Genomic DNA, 25295 nt, shown 5'->3' with positions numbered 1-25295 from the left:
CAGACCCGCACATCGGGCTCCCCGTCACCGTCGACGTCGGTGTCAACGATCCGTGCGGTTCTGGTCATTCCCAAGGGATCTCTACCGGGCGTCCGTTGCCGCCGCAGTTGAGGACCGCGGATGCGTCGCCGAAGACGTGGGTGAGAGTGACTCGCTCGCCGACGGCACAGGTGTCGCGCAGTTCCGCCGGTCGGCCATTGAGGCAGGATTTTCGCCGGATCGTCAGCAGTGCAGTGCCCTCGGGGACACCCAGACGTGAGGCGACCTCGCCGGTCGCTCCCACTGAGCGCGTGTGCTCCACGCCGGCATCGAATTCCACGCCGCAGCGGGATCGAAGTGACTCGTACACGGACGTCTCGGTCAGGTCCGCGTCCAAGAGGGGCGCCGCCACCGAGGCGATGATCCACAGCCGGTCGAAGGCGATGGGATCGTCGTCGACGAAGCGCACCCTTGTGATGTGCACGAAGGGGGTGTCCGCTTCGAGGCCCAGTGCGCGGGCGACCACTTCGCTGGTCACGACCCGCTGGGCCAGCACCTCCGAGCGCTCAGAGGTGCCGTTGGCCGTTATGGCCTCTCGCAGGCTGTACATGGGTCCGAGCCCGCTGGTGCGGCTGGCATTGATGACATAGGACTGCCGTCCTCGAGCCCCACCGACGACCCCTCGCTCGCGCAGGGGTTCAAGTGCGCGGCGGATGGTGCCGCGGCTGACGCCGTATTCCGTGGTCAGCGACAACTCGCCCGGAAACCCGTCGACGAACTCGCCGCCCTGAACCCTGCGCATCAGGTCATCGCTGATCTGTCGCCACCGCGGAAGTGTGTGCACACCCACTCCTAGGAAATGTATAGACATTAGGCTACGGTCGGGGTCATGAACGACACGCGCCGCCGGGCGACCATCGTCGCAGGCATTGCCATCATCCTCGTCCTCATCGCCGGGGTGGTGTTTGCCAGCCAGGACGAGGGAGGTAGACCGACTGTCGGGCAAAATTCCTCGCAGAAGGGGGCGCCGAGCCAGGCGATCGCCGATCCGCGCGAGGCTGAGGAACGGGTCGGGTTGGCTCGACGGGACGCTGACACCGTCACGGCGATAGGGGACAAGGACGCCGACCTCGTGCTCATCGAGTACTCCGATTACCGGTGCCCCTTCTGCGGGGCCTTCGCTCGTGACACCTTCCCGAAGCTGAAAGCGCAGTACATCGACACCGGCAAGTTGCGCTTCGAGTGGCGGGACTTTCCCGTCTTCGGCCCAGAGTCGGAAGACGGGGCGATGGCCGCACGGGCTGCCGGTGAGCAGGACCTGTACTGGGAGTACCACGATGCGATGTACCAGGACGCCCCCGAGCGTGGCCACCTGAAGATCACCGACAAAAAGATCATGGACTGGGCCAATGAGATCGGCGTTCCGGACCTAGAGCAGTTCGAGAAGGACCTGGACAGCCCCGAGCTGCGCGCCAAGGTCGATGCCGACACCCAGGAAGCCCGCCAGGTAGGCGCAACAGGGACCCCGACCTTCCTGATCGGCCAGGACCTCATCGTTGGCGCGCAGCCGACCGAGGCCTTCCAGCAGGCCATTGACGAGCAGCTCGAGGCTCTGGAGGACAGCTGATGGACATCGGGTACACCGGCGCCTTCCTCGGTGGCGTTCTCACGCTTCTCAGCCCATGCTCGGTCATGCTGCTTCCGGCCTTCTTTGCCTACGCCTTCACCTCGCCGAGCGCACTCATCGGTCGCACGCTGGTGTTCTACGCAGGCCTGAGCATCACCCTCGTTCCGCTGGGGGTTTTCTCCGGGTCGCTCGGATCCCTCGTGACGACCCATCGCTCACTCATGGTGACGGTCGCCGCGGGAGTGGTCATCGTCCTGGGCCTGTGGCAGCTCTCGGGGCTGCCGGTGCCCGGCGCGTCCCGCACGCAGCACGGCGGTAGCAGTGACCGCACCTCCATCGGTTCAGTCTTCGCCCTCGGCTCCGTATACGCGGTCGCCGGTGTGTGTGCCGGCCCGATCCTCGGGTCAGTGCTCATGGTGGCCGCTGTGAGCGGCAACCCCGTCTACGGGGGTTCCATGCTCGCTCTCTACTCGCTGGGCATGACCGTCCCGCTCTTCGTGCTCGCGGCGGTCTGGAAGCGTCTGGGTGCTCGCGGACGGGCGTTCGTCGCCCCCAAGGAGGTCTCGATCGGGCCTTGGCGCAACACCTGGGCCATGCTCGTCTCCGGGGTACTGTCGATCGGCATTGGCGTTGTGCTCATCCTCACCGATGGCACCGCCAGCCTCAGTGGCGTGTTCACCATCGGCACCCAACGCTCGGCGGAGTCGGCGCTCAGCGCCTGGAGCTCGGGCGTGTCCGACGTCTGGTTCGTCCTTGCTGCGGCTGTCGTCCTCGCAGGGGCTCTACTCTGGCGCAATCAGAGCGAGAAGCGACAGTCGAGGGCGTCCGCCTCAGGGTCAACCCCTTCGACTTCTGACTTCGTGCGCAAGGAGAACTGATGTGAAGACCCTCATCGAGTCACCGGAGCGGGGACAACCGTTCTTGATCGCTGAGTTGCGGACGTGGCAGTCACGCCGATGGTGGACCGTCGTCGGGGTCGCGGTGCTGACAGTGATCGTGACCGCGATCCCGACCGCGATGATCCCCAGCCCGGTGTTCAGCCGGGAGGTCCCCACTACTGCGTGGGCGTGGCCCGTGCTGATGATGACCTCGACCCTGGCCGGGCTGGTCGCTGCGACATACGTTGCCCGGCGTGATGTGCGCGACGAGGGCGAACGCGGCTCACGACTGGGCATGCTCGGGGCATTCACGACCTTCTTCTCCGTCGGGTGCCCGGTGTGCAACAAGCTCGTCCTCATCGCCCTGGGCTACTCCGGAGCAATGCAGTACTTTGCGCCCGTGCAGCCGCTGCTCGCCGCCGTGGCCATCGTGCTGCTGGCGTGGGCATTCGTCGTCCGCGTCCGCCGCGAACGCTCCTGTCCCCGATTTCCCTCCGTGTGCACGTAGGGACATGCGTCGTGGGGCGGTCAGGCGAGGGCGAGGAAGAGTTTCTCCATCGCAGCCTTGTCGTCTTCGTTGACGCCGTCCGGTGAGGAGAGGCACTCCTGCAGGCCGGAGGAGACGATGGCGAAACCGGCCCGGTCGAGGGCCTTGCTGGCCGCGGCGAGCTGGGTGACCACGTCCTTGCAGTCGCGGCCCTCCTCGATGAGACGGATCACCCCACCGATCTGACCCTGCGCCCGGCGTAGCCGGTTGATGACCGGCCCCATGTCATCCATGTCCAAAGTGACCATGCGTCCTTCTCCTTCGTGATCGGGTGCGTCAGCCGACCTGGCAGGCAGCGCGGCCAGGTCGGCGTCGAGTCGGGCGCGCACATCACTGGCGATGTCCTGACCACTCATTCTCTGTCACGCCAACCATGGGGTCGGGTTCGAGGGGTCTCCCATCGAGCGCACGACCTTGGTGGCTGCAGTTGACACTATACCCCCAGGGGTATTAGTTTGTCACCCATGGAACCCACGATCATGACCATCGAGACCCCGAGCCTGGGCGACCGTTCCTACCTCGCCCACGACGGCGACGTCGCCTTCGTCGTCGACCCACAGCGAGACATCGACCGTGTGCTCGCGGTCGCTGAGGAGGCCGGCGTGCGAATCACCGACGTCTTCGAGACCCACCTCCACAACGACTACGTGACCGGGGGTCTGGCCCTCGCTCGCCGCCTCGGCGCGCGGTACCACGTCAACGCTGAGGACGAGGTCTCCTTCGACCGTCAGTCCATTCGCGATGGGGACGTCGTCGAGATCTCTCCGACGATGCGCGTGCGTGCCATCGCGACCCCGGGCCACACCTTCACCCACCTCTCCTACGCCGTGGAGACGGTCACCGACTCCGGTGCCACGGCCTCGGCCGTCTTCACCGGGGGCTCGCTGCTCTTCGGTGCCACGGGGCGACCGGACCTGCTCGGCCAGGAGCACACGGGCGCCCTCGTGCGCCACCAGTTCGCCTCGATCCACCGACTGGCAGACGAGCTGCCCGAGCACGCCGAGGTGCTGCCGACGCACGGGTTCGGCTCCTTCTGCTCCTCCGGGTCCACCGGTGGCTCCACCGAATCGACCATCGGTCAGGAGAAGCGCAACAACCCCGCGCTCACCCAGGACCAGGAGCAGTGGGTCGCCGACACCCTCGCCGGCCTGGACGCCTACCCGGCCTACTACGTCCACATGTCCCCGGCCAACGCTGCCGGACCGAGCGAGGCCGACCTGAGCGCCCCCGAGCAGGCCGACAAGGACACGCTCGCGGAGCGCATCGACGCCGGCGAGTGGGTCGTCGACCTGCGAACCCGCACCGCCTTCGCGGCCGGTCACGCCACCGGGACGCTGAACTTTGGCCTCGACGGTCAGTTCTCCACGTATCTCGGGTGGCTCATCCCCTGGGATGCCCAGGTCACCCTGCTCGGTGAGAGCTCCGAGCAGGTCGCGCAGGCCCAACGCGAGATGGTGCGGATCGGTCTGGACCGGATTGCCGGCGCAGCTACCGGTGGGCCCGAGGACTGGACCGACCGCCCACTCGGCACCTTGGAGACGGCCGCCTTCGCCGACCTGTCCCAGGTGCGTCACCACCGCCCCGTGCACATCCTCGACGTCCGCCTCGCTGGCGAGTACGAGAACAGCCACATCGAGGGTGCGCAGAACGTCCCGATCGGCGAACTGCTCGAGCGCATCGAGGAGATCCCGCAGCGCGAGCTGTGGATCCACTGCGGCAGCGGCTACCGGGCCTCGATCGCCGCGTCGGTCCTCGCGGCGCACGACCACCAGGTTGTCCTCGTCGACGACGCCTTCGGCAACGCCGGCGATGCCGGCCTGCCGATGACCTCCTCCAACTGACCCACCGTCACCCCACTCCAAGGAGACCCAATGTGCCGTCAAGCGACCTGCCGTCAATGCGGCAAGACCACCTGGGCCGGTTGCGGCCAGCACGTCGACCAGGTGATGAAGGGGGTGCCCGGCAGCAAGCGCTGCCCCGGTCACTCCACCCCGACGAAGGGGGGCGGCGCCTCCCGCAGCCCGCTCGCCCGGCTCTTCGGGCGCGGCTGAGCCGCCTGGAGTCCGGCGGGGGGAGGTCCCTGATTCTGCGCCCCCGCAGGACTCACCCATCAACTCCACTAGGAGCCCATCGTGCCCCTTGCTGTCATCCCACTAGGCCTGGTCATCGGCATCGCCCTCGGTGCCTTGGGCGGCGGAGGGTCCATCCTCGCCGTACCCGCCCTCGTGCACGTCTTGGGGCAGGACCCGGTCACCGCCACGACCAGCTCGCTGATCATCGTGGGCATCACCTCCCTCCTCTCGTTGCCCGCGCATCACCGTGCGCAGCGGGTGAGCTTTGGACAGGGCATGACCTTCGGGTTGCTGGGCACGGCCGGCTCCTTCGCTGGGTCAGCCGCCTCTCGAGCCGTGCCCGGAGAGGTCCTGATGACCGTCTTCGCCGTGCTCATGGTCGTCGTGGCCGTCTTGATGCTGCGGCGCAGCCGCAGCGGGTCACTGCAGAGTGACGACACCGGACCCCACGAGCCGATCCTCACCCTCCACCCCCTGACCTGCGTCTGCCCGCGCCTGCTCAAGCTCGTCGTCGCTGCCACCCTCGTCGGACTGCTGACCGGGTTCCTCGGTGTCGGTGGCGGCTTCGTGCTCGTCCCCGCCCTCGTACTCGTCCTCGGATTCACGATGCCCGTGGCAGTCGGTACCTCCCTGCTCGTCATCGCCATCAACAGCGGCACAGCGCTGGCTGCACGGGCGCAGCAGGGGGTCGGCGAACTGGACTGGCCCCTCATCCTCGGCTTCGCCACAGTTGCCGTCATCGGCAGCCTCGTCGGCAGCCGCGTCGCCGACCGACTCCCGGCAGAACGACTCTCGCAGGCCTTCGCGGTCCTCGTGCTGGCCATCGCCGCCTTCACGGCCGCACAGGCCGTGCCAGCTCTCCTGGCCTGACCCGAACGCATTCACACCGAACGAAAAGGACCCCCCTTGACCACCGACACCACCCCCCGACCTGCCACCCTCGACTCCGCGCAGGTGCGCGAGTGGATTGCCAGCACCAACGACGCGCGCATCATCGATGTGCGCACCCCCGGCGAGTTCGCCGGCATGCACATCCCCGGCTCCTACAACGTGCCCCTGGACCTCCTCGAGGAGCACCGCCGCGAACTGGCCGAGCACCTTGACGACGACGTCGTCCTCGTCTGTCGCTCCGGCGCCCGCGCCTGCCGCGCCGAGAGCTCCCTCGCCTCGGCCGGCCTGCCCAACCTGCACGTCCTCGACGGTGGCATCACCGCCTGGGAGAGCGCCGGCGGCGACGTCATCCGCGGCGATGGGACGTGGGACCTCGAGCGACAGGTGCGACTCGTGGCCGGCTCGATCGTGCTCACCGGAGTCCTCGTGAGCACCCTCGTGCCCCAGGCCAAGTGGATCTCGGCCGGCATCGGCGCTGGGCTGACCGCCGCAGCCCTGACCGACACTTGCGCCATGGGGATGCTCCTGTCCAAGCTCCCCTACAACCGCCGCAACGTGCCCGACCTTGAGACGGTCTTTGCACAGTTGCAGAGCTCGTACGCACCAACGGCGACCTGACGTACCCAACCGCCGGACCCGTTGACCTCAGGTGCTGAGCCTGCCGGAGACCGACGACAAGGTGCTGCTCAACGAGCTCGACCTCTTCCGCAAGGACGTCTCCACGTACGTGCGGATGTACGACTTCATGAGCCAGATCGTCGACTACGGCGACCCGTACATGGAGATGCTCTCGATCTACCTGCGCTTGCTCGAGCGGGTCATCAAGGACGAGTCCTGGTCCGCCGAGGTCGACCTCTCCGACGTGGTGCTGGTCGGGGTCAAACACAGCAAGGGCGCGTCTACGGACATCTCTCTGACCGGTGACGGAGAGCTGAAGGGCATCAGCGCCGCTGGCACGGGCGCGAAGAAGGACCCGAAGTACGTCGCGCTCCAGGTCGTCATCGACAAGATGAACGATCTGTTCGGGGCGGAGTCGTTCGCAGAATCGCAGATCCGTGAGTTCGTCAACGGGCTCGTCGAGCGCCTGATGGCGGACCCGGATCTCGTGAACCAGACGAAGGTGAACTCGAAGAAGCAGTTCATGGAGTCGCAGGACTTCCAGGCGGCCGTCACCGAGGCGGTTGTCGACAACCAGGACGCCCACAACACCATGGCCGACTACTTCTTCAGCGACGGGCCTGGAGCTCACGGCGTCGTCGTGGCGTTGGCTGATGCGTTTTATGAAACGGCACACGATCAACTTGCGCGGCGATGAATCATGCGCTCGACGAAGGATGTTCGAGTCCCGATGTCATTGGCGGGCACGCCCTAGGTCTCTGGCGGAGGATAGTGGGCCGTCATACCCGATTCGACCGGGTTGGGATGGACGCCCGCCTCATCGATCGCAGCCATCCGCGTCGAGATGTCACGGCGTCCTGCTCCTGGCCCGAGGCCAGTTTGCAGTGCACGGGCAAGAATCGCCGCCTCGCCAGCATGATTTCGCGCGTGCCGGAGGTGACCGGCCGCTTCGGAGTATGCCCCGGGGGAGGTTCCGTAGCCGTCGCGTCTTGCCGCATTCTCGACCGCATCCATGCAGCGGAACATCAACTCAAGGTGGGTGACCAGTTCGGCGCCTTTGGGCTTGCCTGGCCACGGGAGCTTGGTGCTCGAAAGGAACTCCCACGTCTGCTGACCCTCGATCTCGCTTCCATGATTCACCGGGTCGTCCCGCTCCGGGTACGGCGTGTCGGAGTAGGTGTCGCCCGACGCGTCGAGCACCAACTGTGTCCAGTAGCGGCCGTCCCACCACCGCGAAGCCTCGCGGCCAGTCGGGTCGGCATACCATCCCTCCGCGGGGCCGACCGGAGGCGCCTTCGGGATCGCTGGTTTGGTGTCGCTCAGGGCCTGCGGCTGCGTCGGCAGGATCCGCCGCTCTCGTGCCGCCAAGTCGATTCCAAGGCGCGTCGCCAGCCACTCCTGAGTTGCGCCCCACTTCAGCATGTCTTTCGGATAGACCTCGATTAGGTCGATGCCGTGCCGCTCGGCGAGCTCGCGCTTCTCCTGGATTCGAGCGTCGTAGTCAGGATTGCCGGCGAGTCCGAAGAACTCGATGATCGAGCCTCCCACTCGCCAGTCACCGCGATAGTTGCTGTCGGGGTAGCGAGGCTCCTTCTCATGGTCGAGGCCGTACGCCGAGAGCCAGTCATCGATGGTGCGCTCGGGTAGAGACAGGCACACATGGCCATCGGCAGCAACAGATCGGACGCCACGCCGGGTGTGGTGCGCTCCGTCCGGAAGCACACCAGCGACAGCAAGCGCGTTGAGCCACGACCCGAACGCGTCCTTGATCCGTTTGGCGGTTGGCCGCCGCGCAGCCAGGCCCAGTAGTTGTGTCCGGGCGGTGTCGCCGGAGACTGCCTCCAGGAAGTCCTCATTGTTGAAGAAATCCTGCGGCGGGATCAGCCCGGTGAGGGACGCGACATCCCGAATCCAGTCAGCAATCGCGGCGTCCGAGAGTCTCAGATCGTCCAAATCACTACCACCAGCGAAGGCGGCGCTGCAGCATGCCTGGCAGTACCGGATGTTGCTGACTTTGCCGAGTTTGCGGGCCGTAGACGCGCCCACCTCATCTTGGCGGAATCTGGTCTTACACCGGAGGCAGTTCAGGGTCTCCGGTGGCCGCATCGCGTGTTCGAGGCCCGTTGTCCGTGCCCGAGCAACACCGAAGTACATCAGGACGTTGTACCAAGCATACCGTTGGCAGGCAGGGTCCTGCTCCCGCCAAGCGGCGGCCACGTCATCGGACGTGATAGCGACGATGGCATCGGAGATGTGCCACGGGTACAGCCATGCGAACTCGTCGATAAGGCGGGTGAGAGTCTCGTCCTGAGCCTCGCCCCACCACGCGAGAATGTGGCCGTTTTCCGCGAAGTCCAGTGACACCTTCCATAGGTAGGAGGTGTCGTCAAATGCTGTCATCCTGGTCCCATGTTTTCGAGTCTCGGCGACGGTTGCCGAGCTTCTAGCGAGCCGCGAACCCAATCGAAGGCTTCTGGATACCAAGATGCTTCCAACGTAGGCGATTCGCGGTTCAGCGTCGCAACACCAAGTCGTCCCATCGCGGTACGCAGTATATCGAGGCGGGCTTGACCGCTGTGGATTGCGCCGCACTGAAGCAGTAGCGCTGCTGTCTGGGTCGCCGTCCCACGAGGCCACGAACGCCCAGGGCGCTCGTTGGCGCCCCCCCCCCTGCCACCGTCACTCACAGCACCTCCATGCAGCTGATCTTCGTCGCCGCAGGGTCCTCAACTGACACGGTGCCCAGCGCCAACCCGAGTCGGCGTTGACCGCCTTGAGCAGTCGTCTGAATCCGTACGATCAAGTCAGTCCTGCAAGACCCTGCCAGCGGCTCTGGCTTCTTGCGGGGCAAGGCGTGGTCGGCGCCGACTAGGACTGTGAGCGTCGCGCGCGGGTAGTGGTCGACCAGGTCGACTGCGGTCTGCAGCCGACGGTCGAGTCCTGCCGGCCGGTGACTACGAGCGTCGGCCCCTGACACGCCGCGCTTGCCGAGGGCGGAGGCTCCCCGATTCGCTCCACGCGCCCTCGTCTCCGAGCGCGACGGTGGGCGCGACGCAAAGCTGGTGACGCTCGAGGCCGTACGTGGTCAACCTGCCCAACGCCGACGGTGGTGTCCGTGGCATGTCCGTGCGCGCCAGTAACATGCGGAGCGTGAGCATCCAAAGGCACTCGGCAGAGGCCTTCGACGCGCTGGTGCGGGAGTCGGAGGCATTGGAAGAGCGCATGGCCGACTGGCAGGTACGGTCCTCCGAGCCGGATCCCGCAGAGGTCGCCGCGGTGCGCAGCGACTATCGCGGGTGGCACGCCCGGGCGCGTCGATTGCTGGAGCCTGAGTCACAGAAGAAGCTCGATGAGTATCGAGATGGTGGACTGTTTTCACAAGGTGTCGCTAACTACCTTGACAACCCCCGCGAGCCAAATGTCCTTCAGGCAGATGACGGTTCCTACCCTCTGGGTCGCTGGCAGCACCCGTTTTCGCAGATCCGCGAGAAGCTGGAACGGCAGCGTGCGCTGATCGCCGAGGTGGCCCCCGACACGTCGCCCGCGGAGGCTGCGGCCACCGACCTCAGCCAGTGTCTGCGCCGTCTGCCCGAACTGCTCGCGACCCTTCAACGCCGGGCACCCGACTGGCCTATCGGCGAAGCCATCAGTGACGAGGCTGACCTCCAGATCGTCGTCGAGGCGTACCTCAGGACTCTCTTCGACGACGTGCGGGCAGAGGACTACGTGCCCTCGCATGCGGGAGCCAACTCGCGCGTCGACTTCGTACTGCCGGAGGTGGGGGTCATCGTTGAGACGAAGATGACGCGCGAGAGCCTGACCGCGCGGAAACTCGGCGAGGAACTTCTCATCCTGAGCTCGGCGTCCGCTGAGTTTTGCCGTCGATGTCAGGGCGTGGCGAGGAAGACCGGCGGGATCTCATCGGAGTAGACCACGACCTGGATCCGGTCCTCCACACTCGCCCGCTTAGGTTCGTCTAAGGCCGCTGCGACACTGGCGAAGAAGGTGCCTAGGACTTCTTCCCTGCTGGCGGGGCTCGCGACAGGGCTCCACCAGTAGATGATTAGTTCGCTCATGGGCGTTCCGTCGTTGGTCTGGCGGTTCAGCGCTTCGTAGATGCGTCGCCACCACCAGCCGTCCGATTCGCCGAGGGAGCACCCGAAGATGATGAACAGCCGGGTGTCGGGGAACAGGTGTGCGTACTCGATGCGGTTCATGGCCCAGTAAGGCTTCATGAGTTGCCGATTGGGGTCGCGGCCCGGGGCGAGGTTGTCGGGGGCGTCCATCCCGAACAGCAGCGACCGTGGAATCGGCTGCTGTCCGTGGGGATGAATGACCTCGCTGCGGACATAGCTGGACCAACCGGTCTCTTGGTTTCCGTAGCCGTCCGGATGGTTAGTTGGGTTGGGTCGGAACATGAAGTTCCGGTCGGCATACCTGTGCGCTTGTGGTCGGAACTGCTGGGCGTCGCGGAAGACGTAGTCGTCGAGCAATGGCGTGTAATTGAAGTTGACGAACAGATAGTTGAAAAGGTCGTAGTGGTTGGTTTCTTCGGGGAAGGCGAAGGAGCCGACTGTCCGAGACCCCTTGGCGACGTCCCCAATAAAGTCCGCCATTGACTTCACGGCTAAGGAGCCTTTCGCTGAATCCTCGCCGACGCGGGCGAGCAGGGCGGGCGGTGCGACGAGGTCCAGGTACTCCGAGAATGCTGCTTGGATAGCCAGCGTCGCCTCGTAGACGGCGTCAGCCGAGTGCCAGCCGCCCTCAGGTGTGATGAGGCGCCCGATCGCTGCTTCGACGTCACTCCAGTTCTGCTCACCGTCCTCCTTGGCAGCGGCCATCTGCTGAACCACAAGGTTCGAGGAGTCGAAGTCGCGAGACAGCAGGTAGTAGTAAAAGGCTGGGTAGCGGGGAGAGAACCGGGACGCGTAGCGCCGGGTGACTTGGATGTCGAAGCCGTTGCCCACCAGCACCATGATGTTGTGCTGGCGCCTCAGCGCCGAGTACTCGGCAGTCGTGAACGCGCGATAACCCATGCCCGATCCTGTGTATCCCTCGCGGTCAAGTGTGTGCGCCTGATGCGCGCCGCGGCCATGCGGGTGATCGTAGGGCAACGGCCCTGGTGGAGACGATGCGGACCGACGGCGCCTCGGCGGCTTATGGCTCCTGGCGCAGACGCCTCAGGATGTTGGCGAGCAGGATCACTGCGTCGGCGGCGATGCCGGTCGTAGTCCGGTCGGCCCGGGGAGAGTGCTTCATTTTGTGGGAAAGTGCTGAAGCCTTCTTCACGAGGCCACGCAACTCTTCGTTCGAGGGGCCCGGAAGTCGCTGGTCGATGTACGCACCGATGCGAATGTCGGTCTTGTCCACCGGGGGCTGAGGCTTGCCGTCCGGGCAGTGCACGGCGGGGTCGTAGACGACGGCGCTGAGGGCCTCAAGGACGCCGACACAGCGGTTGCCTACGTCCTTGTAGTCGACGTGCGTCGATGCGGTTGCGAACCGTTGCCGGAGTTGCTCAATGTGCTCATCCACGGCGGGCCAGCCCAGTTCACTACGGGGCGACACGGGTAGAGCAACCTCATTTCCCGATGCCCTGTCCTGAGCGGTCTCGAGGGCTGCAAGTACTGGATCGAACAGATCAGCCAACATGTCGCGGCGGGCCTGCCAGCTACCTCTACCCTCGTGCGCGTTCCAATAGGTGCGGAAGGAGGGGAAGTCGCTCCACTGCGGATCAAACTCGACTCCCTGACGCCGCAGGACGGCTCGCAGTGACCGGAGAACCTCGCGCGATTCCACGTCGTTAATCTGCTGCCTGCCGTCAGTACCGTAGGAGTTGTACTGGCCGCGTACGAACTGGGTAAGCGCTATTTGCGGTTGCCAACGGGTCATCGCCGGGCAACGGGCCATCCGCGAGCTGGCGCACCAAATCCATCCTGATCGCCGTGGTACGGGACGAACCCCAAGGGCTTGCCGAATCGAGACCCTCCCCGAAGAAGTCATCGAATCTCATGTCCGTACTCTCTCAGCGTTGGGTGCATGGCCCCGCGGGAGGCCCTTCGCTAGACGTTCCGCAAGCAGAATCCCTTGCGGTGACGGTGCAGGTCAGCGCATGAACGCATGTTCGGGCGTCCCGTAAGACCCGTCCGAGAAATTGCCCGGTGACGGTGCCCCATGCGGAACAGTCGACTGGTCCAGGCCGCTGGACCACTCTCAGCGGCGACATGGACCATCAGCTGACGATCGACCGAACCACCCGCGCCCCTGGCATCACTCTTGGTGCAGCTCGGCCAGAGCACATTGCACGTAGTCTCGGCAGACGGTCCGACTGCGCACAGCACGCGTACTTTGCACGGCCTCGGGGAAGCGCGGCGGCGGCGCGGTGCGAGAGGAAGTCAGACGAGGGTGCTGCTCGGTGAACCCGGCCTCCAGGAACCAAGTCCGGATCATCGGCGTCAGGTCCGAACGTCTCCGATGTCGTGTCCAGATCACCCGCGCGCCCGGGCGACAGAGCGCGGGCAACACTCCACGGCTACTCGTTCCTCGGCACGACCGCGCACAACGCGGCATGAGCGGTCACGCTATGCCGTCCATGTCAGCGACGTGTCCGGGCGCGGAGTGAGCATGCTGATCGATGCCTCGTCGTGAGTGTCGCGCTTCGAGAACGCCGGTCACTCCACGAGCTGCAGCTCCTCGACCTGCAGCGCCGATCCTCCCCGGAGCGGCTCCCACACGCCGGTCGACTTGAAGCCGTGGGCGGCATAGAGCCGGCGGGCGGCCTGGTTGCCCTCGGTTACATGCAGACGTACACCGAGATCGCGATCGCGGCACAAGTTCACCAGATCGGTGAGGAGCCTGGCGGCGTACCCACGGCCGCGCGCCTCGGGCGCCGTCCACATGCCCCAGACGTAGGCGATGGCGCTGTCCGGGGGAGTGAAGACGCCACCCATCGCGGCTCCGCGGCCGTCTTCCAGCACCACCAGGATCGGTGCTGACCCCTCGGTCTGCTGCCGCCAGAAGTCCTCCGTGAACGCCTGGGCCTCGGCGAGCGTCCTGCGGAAGGCGTCGGGAGAGTCGGCCAGTGCCCGCAAGCTGACGTCTCTTAAGAGAGGCCAGTCATCAGCAGTGATGGTGCGGACCTCGACGTTCATGGCACCGAGGTTGTCAGCAGACCGCGTCGTACTGCCACCGGATTTCGACCCGTCTGACTCCTGACCAGTGGGCCCCGGCATTTCGAAAGTGTGCTCCGCGAGGAGGAAGCCAGCTCTCCGTGGCTGGGGCCTGGGCATCTTCTTCGTCGCAGGACTGACCAGCAGCGCTGTTCCGAAGAACTGACAACGACGGAGATCACAGCCGCGGGCACTCCCCTACTTTGCACGGGCACCTCCGTGAGGCCGTCTCTGTGCAATGTAGGCCGCGTGTCGTGTGCAGTCTGCGCTGCATCTCGACATCTGATGTGAAGTCGAGATGAGTCGAGCAACGGCGCTGCTTTCCCGGTAGGAGCAGGACGCAGACGAGACGGTGACACCCCCGTGGGTACGAGCGACCTCGATCTGAAGCCATATGTTGGAGACGAAGGGGACGGCGGTCTCCTGATGCGTCCCGGGCACTTGGCCGAGGGATGCAAACCCCACCCAGCAAAGGACTGTCATGCAGCGTCCATGGCGCGAACTTCCGGGACGGATGACGAAGCCCGAAGCCGTCACGGAGGTCCTGCAACTCGTCAAGGGCGTGGTGGCGGGCACCGCCGCGTGGTGGCTCTCGGTCAATGTCCTGGAGTCCCAGCTCCCCTTCCTCGCCCCGTGGACTGCGCTGCTCACCGTCCACGCCACGGTGTATCGATCTCTGTCGCGGGGTCTGCAGACCACCATCGCCTCAGCGATCGGAATCGCTCTCTCCTTCGCCATCGGTGTGTGGCTGGGCGTCAGTCTCTGGACCTTTGCGCTCGCGCTGCTCGTGGGGATGATCGGGGCACGGATGTCGTGGATCCGAGATGAAGGCGTGGCCATCGCGACCACCGCCGTCTTCGTGCTCGGCAGCGGCTTCAACAGCCAGGCCCCTCTCCTCGGGGACCGGATGCTCGAGGTCTGCGTCGGTGTCGGCCTGGCCGTCAACTTCCTGCTGATCCCGCCGATGCGAGACATCCAGGCCACCCAGTACATGGACAGCATCAACCGGCAGATGGGTGATGTCCTCAACAACATGGCGAGTGAGTTCGCCACGTCGTGGGACACCGATCAGGCAGATGCCTGGCTCCGAGAGGCGGAGTCGATGAGTGCAGAGCTGGAGTTGGCCTGGCAGACGGTGCGATTCGCCAGAGAGAGCGAGCGGGTCAACCCGCGGACCGGGCTGCGCAGGCGGAGGACCCGTACAGGGCAGACTCAGGGCCCCGGTATCGAAATGGCGAACTACGAAAACATCCTGGAGCGCGCCGACGAGGGGGTCGTACACCTGCGTCACCTGGCCCGCACTCTGCGTGAGGGCGCTCAGATCGAGGGTGAGTGGGATGCGCGCTTCCGCGAGCGATGGGTGGAGATCGTCGGGCAGGTCGGGCACGCATTCGCTGACGAGGACGCCGACGTCGAGGCGGAGCCGATCCAGGAGCGCCTCATCCAGCTGGGCATCGATCTGCAGGCCGAGGGCCAGCTCCCACCCCAGTCGTGGCCTCTCTACGGATCCCTCATCGCCAGCATGAGCCACATCGCGGCCATCGCGGACGACATCACGTCCGCCCGAGCTGCGGGCGAGCCCTCCGGCGCCCACGTCAAGAGCCGCGAGGGGTAGACGCGGTCGCCTGTCAGCGCACGACGATGGCATCCCCGACCGAGCGCTCGCCGCCGGCATCGGACGGGCTCGAGACGAGCTGGTCCCTGACGGACATCGCCGTCGACCCGCCTCCGTCGAGGTTGACCGCCTCCTGCATGCCCAGCGACTTGGCGACGGCGGCTGCCTCCGGTATCGACACCCCGAGCTGGTCGGCCTGGCGGCCGTCCACGGTGACCAGGACCGTCCTCCCCTTCGCATCCGTCCCGGCGAAGGTGCGCGGATTGCGCTGCAGCACCCAGCCGTAGTCGAAGCTGGGGTTGTCCACCTGATGCATCCCGTCGCGCTTCTGCGTGATGTGCTCCGACCCCGAGCGGACCAGCTCCGGGCCGCCGCCCACGACGGTGGTGTGTCGCGTGTGGGGCGCCCCGATGTCGACCCTCTCCTTGACGCCCACGCGGTCGCCCATCTCGAGGGTCTTGAGCACGGCGGCCTTGCTGCCGATCCCCTGCACGGAGGTCTCACCGCGCCGCAGCTGAACCCCCCTGCTGTGCAGGAGGCGCTCGACGCGACCGGACCGGTCGAGCACTGCCTCTGTCCCGGGGCCTGAGGGTGTCCGGGCGCCGAAGGCCGAGTCGAAGGTGACCAGCTCGGAGGAGTCGGTACACGTGGTGTCGTGCACGGGCAGGAATGTCGGGGAGTCGCTGGCATCACCGCCACAGTTGCGGATGAGACCCGGGACGCGGTTCTTGCCGTCGAGGTCCACGGTGCGAGAGCCGAGTCGGATCGTGCCGTCCCAGCTGGGGCGGGTGACGGTGGTGCGTCGCGCATTCTGCTGCAGCACCAGGGCCGGACGGTCGCCGACCGGCTCGGACGCGAAGGTGCCGTTGTAGACGCCGACCCCCGAAGGGTCGCCCTCGGCGCCAGCCTTGGGATCCATGGTGAAGAAGCCCCCGTTGACGGCGGCCGACGCGCCGGTGGATCGCGCCAGCTCGGTGGTCGTCTCACGCTGCTCGAGGTCCGGTCCGTAGGTTCCGGTGAGGCGTCCCTTGAACGATCGTGGATCGATCGTGATGACGTTGACGCTCCAGTGTCCGCTGGCGCGGCTCCCGCCGTCCCACCCGGCGTACCAGGTGCGCCCACTGAAGCCCTGGGCCTTGAGCTTCGCGGCTGTCGCATCGGCCTCGGTCCGGCTCGAGTGGGACGTGGACAGCCTGACGCGGTGCCCGATGATTCCTGCGTCGACGTCCGCGACCGCCGGTTGACGCACGGGCTCGGCACGGCTGCCGAAGCCCGCGGCGCGCAGGCGGGCCACCAACGCATCCGCGCTCGCCTTGTCCTGCACCGAGCGTGCCGGGCCGTCGGGGTCCGAGCTCGAGGAGGTCGCCGGAATGTTCAGCTCGACCACCCACGGAACGTCCGCGCTGGGCGCTCCACGATCGATGTGGGTGAACGTGACCCCTGGTTGGAGGGTGCGGCTGGTGCGTTCCTCGGGCAGATCGGACGGGCCGAGGGGCAACGGCTCGCTGCCCCTCGTCACGCTGGTGTCTGCCGGGTCCTGCGTGCTGGCCGACGCGCTCAGCGTCGGGATCGCCGTCGAACCGGCCATGAGGATGCCGACCGCGCCGGCGGAGATCGCTGAAGCTCTTCTTCTGGAGGTCATGGCGCCGAGCGTTGGCCACCAAGGTGACGGGAGCGTGGCTTCTTCGTGGCCTCAGCGGTGCCGCACCCGGTCCACCCGGGGGCTCTCCCTTCGCCCAACCCAGACGACGAAGGCTGCGACGGCGCAGATCACGACGGCGATCCCGGTGATGTAGCCGGCGACCCCCGTGTATCCGCTGGGCACGACGTGCGGGTCGAGGAAGGGATAGGGGTACCACCACGGGGCGCTGGACATGGGCGAGGTCACCAGGTTGGCGCGCGCCAGCGTGTAGAGGACCCACAGGATCGGGAAGACGAGCACGACCCCGATCGCCCGCCAGGGCAGCACCCGGCGACCGGGGGACCACAGGAGGTCGGCCAGCATGATCAGCGGACCGACGACGTGCAGCACCTCGTTGGACCACGGGACCGTCGTGCCGTGCGGCAGCACGACCCCGCGCAGCAGCAGGTTGTAGACGAGGCCGGTCACGATCATGTAGGTCGACGTGCACGCGAGCAGCACGGTGAGCCAGCGCGGCTCTGGAGTGTTGCCGCGACGCCATGCCCACAGTGAGCCCACGACGAGTGCCACGGCAGCGGCGACATTGGACTGGATGGTGAAATAGCTGAAGAAGTTGCCGACCACCGTGGGCAGGTGGCTGCCGTGAGGGGTCTGGCTGGCGGCCGCGGTCTCGATCGTGCGGGACAGCTGGGCGACGATCGCGGCGGAGATGAGCACTGCCGTCACCAGCCTCAGCCCTGGCCACACCGAGGAGTACCGGGCGTGCGATGGCTGAGTGTCCACGTGCCGAGGCTAGCGCGCAGGGCGGTGCCCGACGGCGTGCCGCTACGCGCGAGGTTGAGCCTCGGTGAGGCCCGCATAGATGGCACGCAGGGCGTTGAAGGCGTCGTTGTCCCAGGCCTGAGGTCGTCCGTCGAGGGCCGGCTCGAGGCGATCCAGGGAGTGGTGCAGCCCGAGGACATCACCGCGCTCGATGGCCATGTCGACGTCAGGGACGAAGTACGTGGCGCGCAGCCGGGTGCCGGTTGGCACGCTCTCCAGCTCCCAGCGCATCCACGATCCCGGACTGGTGTGGGTGTGCTCGAGCAGCGTCGGCGCCTCGAGCCTGACGATCCGGAGCTCCAGTGTCGGGAAGTCCATGTCGGGCCAAGCGAAGACCAGTGAGCCCCCTTCGCGGAGGTCAACCGAGATGTCGGCTGCGAAGGGGGGCCACCAGTCGGCGAGGCGGGTCGGCTCGGTGATCGATGCCCAGACCTCCCCGATAGGGAAGGCGAGGTGGCGGTCGAAGCGGACGATGCCCCCCTCGGGGGTGCGCTCGATCGTGCCGTGGGGGCTGGACGTCATGACGGCTCCTTGGTTGCGTGCTGCGTGGCTGTGCGTTCGAGATGCTGCTCGAGGGCATCGAGGTGGTCGGCCCACATCGCCCTATACGGTCCGAGCCACTCGTCGAGCTCTCTGAGTGGCTCGGGCTGCAGACGGTAGAGGCGCCGTTGCGCATCGCGACGGACCTCGACGAGTCCCGCCTCGCGCAGCACCTTGAGGTGCCGGGAGACTCCCGGCTGGTGCATGCCGACGATCTCGACGAGGTCGCTCACCGAGCGCTCGGCGCACCGTCCATCGGGGGAGGCCTCAGGCCAACGCCGCCAGCCACTCGCCGACGTGACCAACGCGGGTCACCGCGGGGTGGAAGTAGAAGACGCTCTCGTGCTGGATCGGGCCCACGACGACGACGTGTCGGACGCGTCCGCCTCCGGTTGCCGAGGCCAGGGCTGCGCCCAGCTCGACGAACATCCCCCGCCCGGGGTGCTCCGAGGCGACGACGATCACCGCGTCGGCCGTGAGCACGGCGTCGAGGTCGTTGCGCGCGATCCGGGCCGATGCCTCCGGCGCGCTGTCGTAGTCCGAGAGCTGCGATTCCGGGCCACGACTCCAGTCGAGGGTGAGCTCATGCCCGGCGGCGACGACCTCGGACTGCACCCGCCGGACACTCTCGACATCCGCGAGCGGGCCCGCCACGTAGATCCTCACCACCCGACGCTCTCACGCCGACGGCGGGTCGGCCCGCGAGGCGAGGGCCTCAGTCGATCGGGAAGATCAGGCAGCTCGCCACCGCGTGCGCGATGACCCGGTCCCGGGAGTCGGTGATCCGCGCCTCCGCGGTGGCGGTCCGCCGACCGATCGTCGTCACCTCGCCGCGGCAGCGCAGCAGGCCACTGTCGAGGTCGGCCTTGCGGGTGAACTTGATGGTCAGGTCCAGCGACGTGTAGCCGGTGCCCGCGGACAGCTTGGTCTGCACCGCACAACCGAGCGCGGAGTCGGCCATCGTGGCGAGCATCCCGCCGTGCACCGACCCGATCGGGTTGAAGTGCCACTCGGCGGGCTGCATCTCGAAGACCGCCCACCCGTCACCGAACTCGGCCGGCACGATCCCGGTCGACGCGCTCAGTGGTGGGTGCGGGAGCTCGCCCGTCGTCGTGCGGGTGAGGAACTCCAGCCCGTCGGTCGTCGCCGCGGCCTGCGCCAGCTCTCGCGGGTCCTGCCAGGTGAAGGTCCGCTCCCGGCTCATGACGCCGCCAGGTGCTTCAGCAGCGCGGCGGTGAAGGCCTCTCCGTGCTGGAAGACGCCCCCGTGCCCCGAGCTCGGGTAGATCTCGAGGGTGCTGCCGGGGATGCGGCGGTGCATGTCCTCGGAGAGGACCGAGGGCACCATCTTGTCGGCGTCGCCGTTGGCGATCAGGGTCGGCGCCGTGATGCGGGAGAGGTCCTGCGGCTGCGCCCTGCCCCATGCCTTGATGGCCTCGATCTGCGTGCGGAAGCCCGTCAGCGGCATCGGCTCGTCGCGGTCCATGACCCGGGCGCCGATGCGCGCGAGGTACTCCCGTGCCGCCTGCTTGCCGGTCGCGTCCCGGTGGAAGAAGAGGAACTCCTTGGGGTCCGTCCGCGCGAGGGCCCCACGCAGCACGTCGGCGTAGATGTAGGCACCGCCGGTCGGCCGGTCGATGCCCTCGCCACCCGCCGGGCCGGTCCCGGTGAGCACCAGCCGGCGCACGAGCTCGGGGTGGTCGAGCGTCACCTGCTGCGCGACGAAACCGCCGAGGGAGAAGCCGAAGAGGTCGACCTGTCGCAGCCCCATCGCCTCGATGAAGGCGACCGCCGCATCGGCCATGCCCTGGACGGTCGGAGCCACCTTGCCGGTGGACCCGCCGGTGCCCGGCAGGCCGACCGCGATGACGTGGTGCTCCTGCGCGAGCGCGTCGACGACCGCCGGGTCCCACTCGTCGAGCCTCGCCGCGAGGTGGGTCAGCAGCACGACCGGGGTGCCCTGGTCGGGGCCGAGCTCGCGGTAGACGAGGGACTCGCCCGCGGCCGAGATCCGCTGTGTCGCAGCGGTGCTCCACGTCGTGGCACGGGGGGCGCCCCCCTTCGTGCTGGTGGTCGTGGTCTCGTCCTCGAGGGTGACGACGACCTTGCCGCGGTTGCCGCCGGCCAGCGCGCCCTCGAGCGCCTCGATGGTCCGGGCGAAGGGGAGGACCGTCCCGACCTGCGGGTGGATGACGCCCGCGTCGACGAGCTCCGCACCGCGGCGCAGGTGCTCGCGGTCGGGCCGGATGAAGAGGAAGCGGTACGTGACGCCGAGCTGGTCCGCGCGGCGGCGCACCTTCGCGCTGAGCCCCCGGATCGCGACCTTGACGAAGGGGTTGACGCCCGCCTGGTCGGCGAAGTCGGGGTCGGGCGGGCCGGTGATCCCGATGACGAGACCACCGCGGCGCACGATGCCGAGCGACTTCGACAGCGTCTCGCCGCCCTGCGTGTCGAGGACGAGGTCGACGTCCGAGACGACCTCGGCGAAGTCCTGCGTGGCGTAGTCGATGACGATGTCGGCGCCGAGCTCCCGGACGAGGTCGGCGTTCCTCGCGCTCGCGGTCGTGGCCACGTTGGCCCCGAGGTGCTTGGCCAGCTGGATGGCGACCGTACCGACGCCGCCGGATCCGCCGTGGATCAGGACGGTCTGGCCGGGCTGCAGGTCACCCATCTCGACGAGCGCCTGCCAGGCGGTCAACCACACGACGGGAAGGGAGGCAGCCTCCGTCGTCGTCGTGGAGGTGGGGGCCTCGGAGAGGTTGTCGCGGTGGACGGCGATGACCTCCGCATAGGCGCCCATCCTGGCCTGGTCGGCGTAGCCGAAGACCCGGGTGCCGGGCTCGAGGCCGGTGACGTCGGCCCCCTTCGCGATGACCTCGCCGGCGAACTCGCTGCCCATGACCATCGGCAGCTCGAAGGGGAAGATCTGCTTGAACTCGCCGGAGCGGACGCGCTCGTCGGCGTGGTTGACGCCCGCGGCGGCCACCCGGACGAGCACCTCGTCGGCGCCGGGGGTGGGGACCGGCATGTCGACGCGCCGCATGGGGGAGGAGTACTTCTCGAGGACGAAGGCCTGCATGGTGACTGCCTGACGTAGGTGGTTGCAATCTGTTATCAGCGACGTTATGGCATAGTGGTTACACATTGCAACTGGTGGAGGACCGATGATCACGTCACCGCGCTCGGGCTGCCCGATCAACCGCGGGCTCGAGGTGCTGGGCGACCAGTGGAGCCTGGTGATCCTGCGCGACATCGCGGCCTACGACCGCCGCGGGTTCCGCGAGCTGCTCACCGGCAACGCGGAGGGGATCAGCGCGCCGGTCCTCTCGCGCCGCCTGGCCGACCTCACCGCCGCCGGCCTCCTCGTGAAGTCGCCGACCCCACGCGGCAAGCAGGGTCGCTACTCGCTCACCGAGCTGGGCATCGCCACGCTTCCCCTCATGGTCGAGCTGGCGAGGTTCGGCATGATCGTCGACCCGAGCACCACGGACGCGCAGCCGGACTTCGTCCGCACGGGCGACGCCGACGAGGTAGCGACCTGGCAGCACGTCCTGCGCGAGCGGCACCTCGTCACCGCGGAGCGGTGAGCCGCACCGCTCGTAGACTGCCGCGCATGACGCCCTGCCGCCTGCACATCACCGGCGCCAGCGGGACCGGCACGACCACGCTCGGCCGTCGGCTCGCCACGCAGTGGGCGGTGCCGCACGCCGACTCGGACGACTACTTCTGGGTGCCGACCTCGCCGCCGTACACGACCAAGCGCGAGGAGGCCGCGCGGATCCGCCTGATGCGCGAGGTCTTCGTCGGCCGCGACGCCTGGGTGCTGTCCGGGTCGCTCATGGGGTGGGGCGACCCGCTCACCGAGAGCTTCGATGCGGTGGTCTTCCTCTCCGTCGACCACGACGTGCGGATGAGTCGCCTCCACGCCCGGGAGGTGACCCGCCATGGCTCGCGCATCGAGCCCGGCGGCATGCACGAGAGCGCGCACCGCGACTTCATGGACTGGGCGAGCGGTTACGAGGACCCCACGACAGATGGCCGCAACCGGGCCCAGCACGAGGCGTGGCTCGCCACCCTGACCTGCCCGGTGCTTCGCCTCGACAGCACCCGAGGAGTCGACGAGCTCGTGGCCGAGATCGCGGGGTAGCGCCCCCTTTCGCCGCGCCGGGTCTCAGACCTCGTCGCGCTCGTCCTCGTCGTCCGGGACGGGCTGCGACTGCTCCCAGACGTCGGCGGGATTGGCATCGTCGCTCAGCCCGATGGGCTCCTCGGGCAGGCTCTGACCGTCCTCGTCCTGCGTGCCTGTCGACAGTCGTTGGTCGGCGGCATCTGCCTCGGGGACGTCGTCGGGGAGATCGTCCGCGGGCTCCGGTGTCCGAGTGCTCATGATCGCTCCTGTGCGCTGGGTGCGGTGGGTCCTCGAGGCTAGCGAATCCGCGCCCTCTCGGTCACGGTGACAGGATCGCCGCGGGGCGCCTCGAGGCGCGACCCACCGCGCGGACCGGTGGCTCGCCGTGACCCGTTCACAGCCCCAGCTCGCTGAGTCCGGGGTGATCGGGAGGTCTCGGCGTGCCAAGCTCCCAATGGAACTTGCGGTCCGCCTCATCGATCTCCAGGTCGTTGATGCTCGAATGCCGCCAACGCATCAATCCGTTCTGGTCGAACTCCCAGTTCTCGTTTCCGAACGATCGGTACCACGATCCGGTGGTGGCCTGCGACTCATAGCAGTAGCGAACGGCGATCCGGGTCTCGGTGAATGCCCAGAGCTCCTTGATCAACCGATAGTTCAGCTCGCGGGCCCATTTGTGTTCCAAGAACTCGATGATCTGCTCGCGCCCCTGGACGAAGGATGTCCGATTACGCCACCAGCTGTCAGCGGTGTACGCCAACGCGACGCTGTCGGGGTCCTGCCTGTTCCACGCGTCCTCGGCGCCGCGGACCTTCTGAGTCGCGGTCTCGAGGGTGAACGGAGGAGTGGGCGGTTTGATCGTCATGACGAGCCTCCAGGTGACTGTCTCAGCGTAAGGCCACGAGTCTCAGGCCAGCGTGAGGAAGAGCTTCTCCATCGCCGCGCGGTCCTCCTCGTTGACACCGTCGGGGGACGAGAGGCACTCGCGCAGGCCGGAGGAGACGATGGCGAAGCCAGCTCGGTCGAGGGCCTTGCTCGCTGCGGCGAGCTGGGTCACGACGTCCTTGCAGTCGCGACCCTCCTCGATGAGGCGGATGACCCCACCGATCTGCCCCTGCGCCCGGCGCAGCCGGTTGACGACCGGGCCCATCTCGTCCATGTCCAGCGTGACCATTGTGTCTCTCTCCTTCGTGATCAGGTGCGTCAGGCGATGTGGGTGGGGATCGCTTCGAGCGCAGCGCGCAGGCGGGTGTCCGCCTCCTGCGCGACGGCCTGCAGGCCCTCGTTGCCGGTGACGCCGACCATCATGCCGGGGTCGACCGCCTCGACGATCGTGCGTCCGTCGTCGCCGTCGGCCCGGACGACGACATTGCACGGGAGCAGCAGCCCGATCGAAGCCTCCACGGCGACGGCCTGCTCCGCCAGCTGCGGCCGGCAGGCGCCGAGGATCACCTGGGGTGCGATGTCGGCCCCGACCTTGGCCTTGAGGGTCGCAGCCAGGTCGATCTCGGTGAGCACCCCGAAGCCCTGGTCGGCCAGCGCGTCACGGGTGGCTGCCAGCGTCTGATCGAACGGAGCGGCCACGGTGGTGGTGATGGCGTATCGCATGTCGTCTCTCCCTGTGTCGTGCGGCCTGTCCGACCGTGTTGACACCATACCCCCGGGGGTATTAATTTGTCCACGGTGGCCACAGCGCGAGCTGCCGTGGCCACGCCAGCTGACCCACCCCCTTCCCCAGCTCCAGGAGATCCCCATGTGCCGTCAAACAACCTGCCGTCAGTGCGGCAAGACCAGCTGGGCCGGCTGCGGCCAGCACGTCGACCAGGTCATGAAGGGAGTGCCGGGCAGCCAGCGGTGCCCCGGACACTCCGCTCCGGCGAAGGGGGCCGCCGCCTCCCGCAACCCGCTCGCCCGCCTCTTCGGCCGCGGCTGATCCACCCGGCGCCGTGCCCCTTGCTGTCATCCCCCTCGGCCTGGTCATCGGCCTCGCGCTCGGTGCCCTCGGCGGAGGAGGGTCGATCCTCGCCGTCCCCGCCCTGGTTCACGTCCTGGGACAGGACCCGGTCATCGCGACCACCAGCTCACTGCTCATCGTGGGCATCACCTCCCTCCTCTCCCTGCCGGCGCACCACCGTGCGCAGCGAGTGAGGTTTGGGCAGGGGGTGGCCTTCGGTCTGCTGGGGACGGCCGGCTCGTTCGCCGGGTCGGCGGCCTCCCGGGCGGTGCCCGGTGAGGTCCTGATGACCGTCTTCGCCGCGCTCATGGTCGTGGTGGCCGTCCTGATGCTGCGGCGCAGTCGCCCCGAGTCCCGGGGGAGTGCCGACCTCGGTCCCCACGAGCCGATCCTGACCGTGCGCCCTCTGACCTGCGCCTGCCCGCGCCTGATCAAGCTGGTCGTCGCGGCAACTCTCGTCGGCCTGCTGACCGGGTTCCTCGGTGTCGGGGGCGGCTTCGTGCTCGTCCCGGCACTGGTGCTCGTCCTCGGCTTCACCATGCCCGCGGCTGTCGGCACCTCCCTGCTCGTCATCGCGATCAACAGCGCGACGGCGTTGGCCGCCCGGGCGCAGCAGGGCATAGGTGACCTCGACTGGCCCCTCATCGTCGGTTTTGCCGCGGTGGCCGTCGTCGGCAGCCTCCTCGGCAGCCGTGTCGCCAACCGGCTTCCGGCGGCTCGACTCTCACAAGCCTTCGCGGTCCTCGTGCTCGTCATCGCCGCCTTCACCGCCACGCAGTCCCTGCCGGCACTCCTGGCCTGACCCACCCCCTTCCG

At 67.5% G+C, this 25295-nt stretch carries 31 protein-coding genes; 14 read left to right on the top strand and 17 right to left on the bottom strand.

Features of this window, described 5'->3' with window-relative positions; translation table 11 throughout:
• Window positions 1-64: 64 nt before the first annotated feature.
• Window positions 65-823 (bottom strand): GntR family transcriptional regulator, encoded by a 759-nt coding sequence (locus JLI01S_RS12490; RefSeq protein WP_068265068.1) that lies wholly within the window; start codon window positions 821-823, stop codon window positions 65-67.
• Window positions 824-868: 45 nt separating this feature from the next.
• Between JLI01S_RS12490 and JLI01S_RS12485 the strand changes: the two genes are divergently transcribed.
• The 3 genes from JLI01S_RS12485 to JLI01S_RS12475 are packed head-to-tail and all read left to right on the top strand — an operon-like array spanning window position 869 to window position 2992.
• Complete coding sequence (locus JLI01S_RS12485) at window positions 869-1606, top strand: DsbA family protein (protein ID WP_068265065.1); 738 nt, start codon at window positions 869-871, stop codon at window positions 1604-1606.
• Window positions 1606-2484, top strand: a complete 879-nt coding sequence (locus tag JLI01S_RS12480; protein WP_068265063.1) for a cytochrome c biogenesis CcdA family protein — start codon at window positions 1606-1608, stop codon at window positions 2482-2484. Before JLI01S_RS12485 ends, JLI01S_RS12480 begins: the two co-directional genes overlap by 1 nt.
• 1 nt (window position 2485) lies before the next feature.
• A complete protein-coding gene (locus tag JLI01S_RS12475) occupies window positions 2486-2992 on the top strand; it encodes a hypothetical protein (RefSeq protein WP_218005509.1) in 507 nt (168 codons plus the stop codon).
• 20 nt (window positions 2993-3012) lie between these two features.
• Here JLI01S_RS12475 and JLI01S_RS12470 read toward each other — a convergent pair whose 3' ends face one another.
• Entirely contained in the window at window positions 3013-3279 is a 267-nt protein-coding gene (locus JLI01S_RS12470) for a metal-sensitive transcriptional regulator (protein WP_068265061.1), read from the bottom strand.
• A 216-nt stretch (window positions 3280-3495) separates the two neighbouring features.
• On the opposite strand from JLI01S_RS12470, the gene JLI01S_RS12465 reads away from it, so the two are divergent.
• The 5 genes from JLI01S_RS12465 to JLI01S_RS12445 all read left to right on the top strand — a co-directional run bounded on the left by JLI01S_RS12465 (window position 3496) and on the right by JLI01S_RS12445 (window position 7309).
• Window positions 3496-4872 (top strand): MBL fold metallo-hydrolase, encoded by a 1377-nt coding sequence (locus tag JLI01S_RS12465; protein WP_068265058.1) that lies wholly within the window; start codon window positions 3496-3498, stop codon window positions 4870-4872.
• Between the two features lie 30 nt (window positions 4873-4902).
• Window positions 4903-5082: a DUF8730 family Cys-rich protein gene (locus JLI01S_RS12460; RefSeq protein WP_068265056.1), complete on the top strand. Its 180-nt coding sequence runs from the start codon at window positions 4903-4905 to the stop codon at window positions 5080-5082.
• 81 nt (window positions 5083-5163) lie between these two features.
• Entirely contained in the window at window positions 5164-5973 is an 810-nt protein-coding gene (locus JLI01S_RS12455) for a sulfite exporter TauE/SafE family protein (RefSeq protein WP_245634612.1), read from the top strand.
• Window positions 5974-6009: 36 nt separating this feature from the next.
• A complete protein-coding gene (locus JLI01S_RS12450) occupies window positions 6010-6612 on the top strand; it encodes a rhodanese-like domain-containing protein (protein WP_068265053.1) in 603 nt (200 codons plus the stop codon).
• 127 nt (window positions 6613-6739) lie between these two features.
• Window positions 6740-7309, top strand: coding sequence for a hypothetical protein (locus JLI01S_RS12445; RefSeq protein WP_218005508.1), 570 nt, complete (start codon window positions 6740-6742; stop codon window positions 7307-7309).
• 53 nt (window positions 7310-7362) lie between these two features.
• Here the strand turns inward: JLI01S_RS12445 and JLI01S_RS16995 are convergent, their stop codons facing one another.
• A complete protein-coding gene (locus JLI01S_RS16995) occupies window positions 7363-9012 on the bottom strand; it encodes a DUF2510 domain-containing protein (protein WP_157074941.1) in 1650 nt (549 codons plus the stop codon).
• 750 nt (window positions 9013-9762) lie between these two features.
• Between JLI01S_RS16995 and JLI01S_RS12435 the strand changes: the two genes are divergently transcribed.
• Window positions 9763-10542, top strand: a complete 780-nt coding sequence (locus tag JLI01S_RS12435) for a PD-(D/E)XK nuclease domain-containing protein (RefSeq protein WP_157074940.1) — start codon at window positions 9763-9765, stop codon at window positions 10540-10542.
• Here JLI01S_RS12435 and JLI01S_RS12430 read toward each other — a convergent pair.
• From JLI01S_RS12430 to JLI01S_RS12420, 3 genes are all read right to left on the bottom strand, one after another.
• The gene (locus JLI01S_RS12430) at window positions 10500-11648 is read right to left on the bottom strand and encodes an AbiH family protein (RefSeq protein ID WP_068265046.1); all 1149 of its coding nucleotides are present in this window, start codon (window positions 11646-11648) and stop codon (window positions 10500-10502) included. The genes JLI01S_RS12435 and JLI01S_RS12430 overlap by 43 nt on opposite strands.
• 121 nt (window positions 11649-11769) lie before the next feature.
• Window positions 11770-12501, bottom strand: coding sequence for a hypothetical protein (locus tag JLI01S_RS12425; RefSeq protein ID WP_157074939.1), 732 nt, complete (start codon window positions 12499-12501; stop codon window positions 11770-11772).
• A gap of 779 nt (window positions 12502-13280) precedes the next feature.
• The gene (locus JLI01S_RS12420; RefSeq protein ID WP_068265040.1) at window positions 13281-13760 is read right to left on the bottom strand and encodes a GNAT family N-acetyltransferase; all 480 of its coding nucleotides are present in this window, start codon (window positions 13758-13760) and stop codon (window positions 13281-13283) included.
• Between the two features lie 532 nt (window positions 13761-14292).
• Between JLI01S_RS12420 and JLI01S_RS12415 the strand changes: the two genes are divergently transcribed.
• Window positions 14293-15393, top strand: a complete 1101-nt coding sequence (locus JLI01S_RS12415; protein ID WP_245634611.1) for an FUSC family protein — start codon at window positions 14293-14295, stop codon at window positions 15391-15393.
• Between the two features lie 13 nt (window positions 15394-15406).
• Here the strand turns inward: JLI01S_RS12415 and JLI01S_RS12410 are convergent, their stop codons facing one another.
• From JLI01S_RS12410 to JLI01S_RS17730, 7 genes are read right to left on the bottom strand one after another with little or no spacing between them, the layout of a single operon-like run.
• Window positions 15407-17035, bottom strand: coding sequence for a phosphodiester glycosidase family protein (locus tag JLI01S_RS12410; RefSeq protein ID WP_068265036.1), 1629 nt, complete (start codon window positions 17033-17035; stop codon window positions 15407-15409).
• A 51-nt stretch (window positions 17036-17086) separates the two neighbouring features.
• Window positions 17087-17818: a Pr6Pr family membrane protein gene (locus JLI01S_RS12405; protein WP_169797327.1), complete on the bottom strand. Its 732-nt coding sequence runs from the start codon at window positions 17816-17818 to the stop codon at window positions 17087-17089.
• A gap of 42 nt (window positions 17819-17860) precedes the next feature.
• Window positions 17861-18379 (bottom strand): SRPBCC family protein, encoded by a 519-nt coding sequence (locus tag JLI01S_RS12400; protein WP_068265026.1) that lies wholly within the window; start codon window positions 18377-18379, stop codon window positions 17861-17863.
• Complete coding sequence (locus JLI01S_RS12395) at window positions 18376-18630, bottom strand: ArsR/SmtB family transcription factor (RefSeq protein ID WP_245634610.1); 255 nt, start codon at window positions 18628-18630, stop codon at window positions 18376-18378. The genes JLI01S_RS12400 and JLI01S_RS12395 overlap by 4 nt, the downstream gene beginning before the upstream one ends.
• Window positions 18631-18664: 34 nt before the next feature.
• A complete protein-coding gene (locus JLI01S_RS12390) occupies window positions 18665-19063 on the bottom strand; it encodes a nucleoside 2-deoxyribosyltransferase (protein ID WP_169797326.1) in 399 nt (132 codons plus the stop codon).
• 49 nt (window positions 19064-19112) lie between these two features.
• Window positions 19113-19601, bottom strand: coding sequence for a PaaI family thioesterase (locus JLI01S_RS12385; RefSeq protein ID WP_068265018.1), 489 nt, complete (start codon window positions 19599-19601; stop codon window positions 19113-19115).
• A complete protein-coding gene (locus tag JLI01S_RS17730) occupies window positions 19598-21475 on the bottom strand; it encodes an alpha/beta fold hydrolase (RefSeq protein ID WP_369407378.1) in 1878 nt (625 codons plus the stop codon). Before JLI01S_RS17730 ends, JLI01S_RS12385 begins: the two co-directional genes overlap by 4 nt.
• A gap of 85 nt (window positions 21476-21560) precedes the next feature.
• Between JLI01S_RS17730 and JLI01S_RS17305 the strand changes: the two genes are divergently transcribed.
• Together JLI01S_RS17305 and JLI01S_RS17300 are read left to right on the top strand one after the other, a co-directional pair.
• Entirely contained in the window at window positions 21561-21983 is a 423-nt protein-coding gene (locus JLI01S_RS17305; RefSeq protein WP_068265017.1) for a winged helix-turn-helix transcriptional regulator, read from the top strand.
• 26 nt (window positions 21984-22009) lie between these two features.
• Window positions 22010-22543: a P-loop NTPase family protein gene (locus JLI01S_RS17300; RefSeq protein ID WP_068265015.1), complete on the top strand. Its 534-nt coding sequence runs from the start codon at window positions 22010-22012 to the stop codon at window positions 22541-22543.
• A gap of 24 nt (window positions 22544-22567) precedes the next feature.
• Here the strand turns inward: JLI01S_RS17300 and JLI01S_RS12360 are convergent, their stop codons facing one another.
• The 4 genes from JLI01S_RS12360 to JLI01S_RS12345 all read right to left on the bottom strand — a co-directional run bounded on the left by JLI01S_RS12360 (window position 22568) and on the right by JLI01S_RS12345 (window position 24133).
• Complete coding sequence (locus JLI01S_RS12360; RefSeq protein WP_068265014.1) at window positions 22568-22783, bottom strand: Rv3202a family protein; 216 nt, start codon at window positions 22781-22783, stop codon at window positions 22568-22570.
• Between the two features lie 136 nt (window positions 22784-22919).
• A complete protein-coding gene (locus JLI01S_RS12355; RefSeq protein WP_068265010.1) occupies window positions 22920-23390 on the bottom strand; it encodes a nuclear transport factor 2 family protein in 471 nt (156 codons plus the stop codon).
• A gap of 42 nt (window positions 23391-23432) precedes the next feature.
• The gene (locus JLI01S_RS12350) at window positions 23433-23699 is read right to left on the bottom strand and encodes a metal-sensitive transcriptional regulator (protein WP_068265009.1); all 267 of its coding nucleotides are present in this window, start codon (window positions 23697-23699) and stop codon (window positions 23433-23435) included.
• A gap of 29 nt (window positions 23700-23728) precedes the next feature.
• Entirely contained in the window at window positions 23729-24133 is a 405-nt protein-coding gene (locus JLI01S_RS12345) for a DUF302 domain-containing protein (protein ID WP_068265008.1), read from the bottom strand.
• 145 nt (window positions 24134-24278) lie between these two features.
• Between JLI01S_RS12345 and JLI01S_RS16715 the strand changes: the two genes are divergently transcribed.
• Both JLI01S_RS16715 and JLI01S_RS12340 read left to right on the top strand, forming a co-directional pair.
• Window positions 24279-24458 carry a DUF8730 family Cys-rich protein gene (locus tag JLI01S_RS16715; RefSeq protein ID WP_084349401.1) on the top strand — a complete coding sequence of 60 codons (180 nt, stop codon included), beginning with the start codon at window positions 24279-24281 and terminating at the stop codon, window positions 24456-24458.
• Between the two features lie 13 nt (window positions 24459-24471).
• Window positions 24472-25281, top strand: coding sequence for a sulfite exporter TauE/SafE family protein (locus tag JLI01S_RS12340; RefSeq protein WP_068265006.1), 810 nt, complete (start codon window positions 24472-24474; stop codon window positions 25279-25281).
• Window positions 25282-25295: the final 14 nt, after the last annotated feature.

The sequence above is a fragment of the Janibacter limosus NBRC 16128 genome, assembly GCF_001570985.1.
Lineage (GTDB): Bacteria > Actinomycetota > Actinomycetes > Actinomycetales > Dermatophilaceae > Janibacter > Janibacter limosus.
This window is presented reverse-complemented; position numbering and strand designations above follow the sequence as displayed.

Bases quoted from the DNA above. Each gene is read 5' to 3' on its own strand.
- JLI01S_RS12485 (WP_068265065.1), top strand. From the start codon at position 869: ATGAACGACACGCGCCGCCGGGCGACCATCGTCGCAGGCATTGCCATC.
- JLI01S_RS12430 (WP_068265046.1), bottom strand. From the start codon at position 11,648: ATGGGTTATCGCGCGTTCACGACTGCCGAGTACTCGGCGCTGAGGCGC.
- JLI01S_RS12415 (WP_245634611.1), top strand. From the start codon at position 14,293: ATGACGAAGCCCGAAGCCGTCACGGAGGTCCTGCAACTCGTCAAGGGC.
- JLI01S_RS12400 (WP_068265026.1), bottom strand. From the start codon at position 18,379: ATGACGTCCAGCCCCCACGGCACGATCGAGCGCACCCCCGAGGGGGGC.
- JLI01S_RS12345 (WP_068265008.1), bottom strand. From the start codon at position 24,133: ATGCGATACGCCATCACCACCACCGTGGCCGCTCCGTTCGATCAGACG.
- JLI01S_RS12460 (WP_068265056.1), top strand. From the start codon at position 4,903: ATGTGCCGTCAAGCGACCTGCCGTCAATGCGGCAAGACCACCTGGGCC.
- JLI01S_RS12385 (WP_068265018.1), bottom strand. From the start codon at position 19,601: ATGAGCCGGGAGCGGACCTTCACCTGGCAGGACCCGCGAGAGCTGGCG.
- JLI01S_RS12355 (WP_068265010.1), bottom strand. From the start codon at position 23,390: ATGACGATCAAACCGCCCACTCCTCCGTTCACCCTCGAGACCGCGACT.
- JLI01S_RS12470 (WP_068265061.1), bottom strand. From the start codon at position 3,279: ATGGTCACTTTGGACATGGATGACATGGGGCCGGTCATCAACCGGCTA.
- JLI01S_RS16715 (WP_084349401.1), top strand. From the start codon at position 24,279: ATGTGCCGTCAAACAACCTGCCGTCAGTGCGGCAAGACCAGCTGGGCC.
- JLI01S_RS17305 (WP_068265017.1), top strand. From the start codon at position 21,561: ATGATCACGTCACCGCGCTCGGGCTGCCCGATCAACCGCGGGCTCGAG.
- JLI01S_RS16995 (WP_157074941.1), bottom strand. From the start codon at position 9,012: ATGACAGCATTTGACGACACCTCCTACCTATGGAAGGTGTCACTGGAC.
- JLI01S_RS17300 (WP_068265015.1), top strand. From the start codon at position 22,010: ATGACGCCCTGCCGCCTGCACATCACCGGCGCCAGCGGGACCGGCACG.
- JLI01S_RS12410 (WP_068265036.1), bottom strand. From the start codon at position 17,035: ATGACCTCCAGAAGAAGAGCTTCAGCGATCTCCGCCGGCGCGGTCGGC.
- JLI01S_RS17730 (WP_369407378.1), bottom strand. From the start codon at position 21,475: ATGCAGGCCTTCGTCCTCGAGAAGTACTCCTCCCCCATGCGGCGCGTC.
- JLI01S_RS12360 (WP_068265014.1), bottom strand. From the start codon at position 22,783: ATGAGCACTCGGACACCGGAGCCCGCGGACGATCTCCCCGACGACGTC.
- JLI01S_RS12480 (WP_068265063.1), top strand. From the start codon at position 1,606: ATGGACATCGGGTACACCGGCGCCTTCCTCGGTGGCGTTCTCACGCTT.
- JLI01S_RS12350 (WP_068265009.1), bottom strand. From the start codon at position 23,699: ATGGTCACGCTGGACATGGACGAGATGGGCCCGGTCGTCAACCGGCTG.
- JLI01S_RS12445 (WP_218005508.1), top strand. From the start codon at position 6,740: ATGAGCCAGATCGTCGACTACGGCGACCCGTACATGGAGATGCTCTCG.
- JLI01S_RS12465 (WP_068265058.1), top strand. From the start codon at position 3,496: ATGGAACCCACGATCATGACCATCGAGACCCCGAGCCTGGGCGACCGT.
- JLI01S_RS12420 (WP_068265040.1), bottom strand. From the start codon at position 13,760: ATGAACGTCGAGGTCCGCACCATCACTGCTGATGACTGGCCTCTCTTA.
- JLI01S_RS12425 (WP_157074939.1), bottom strand. From the start codon at position 12,501: ATGACCCGTTGGCAACCGCAAATAGCGCTTACCCAGTTCGTACGCGGC.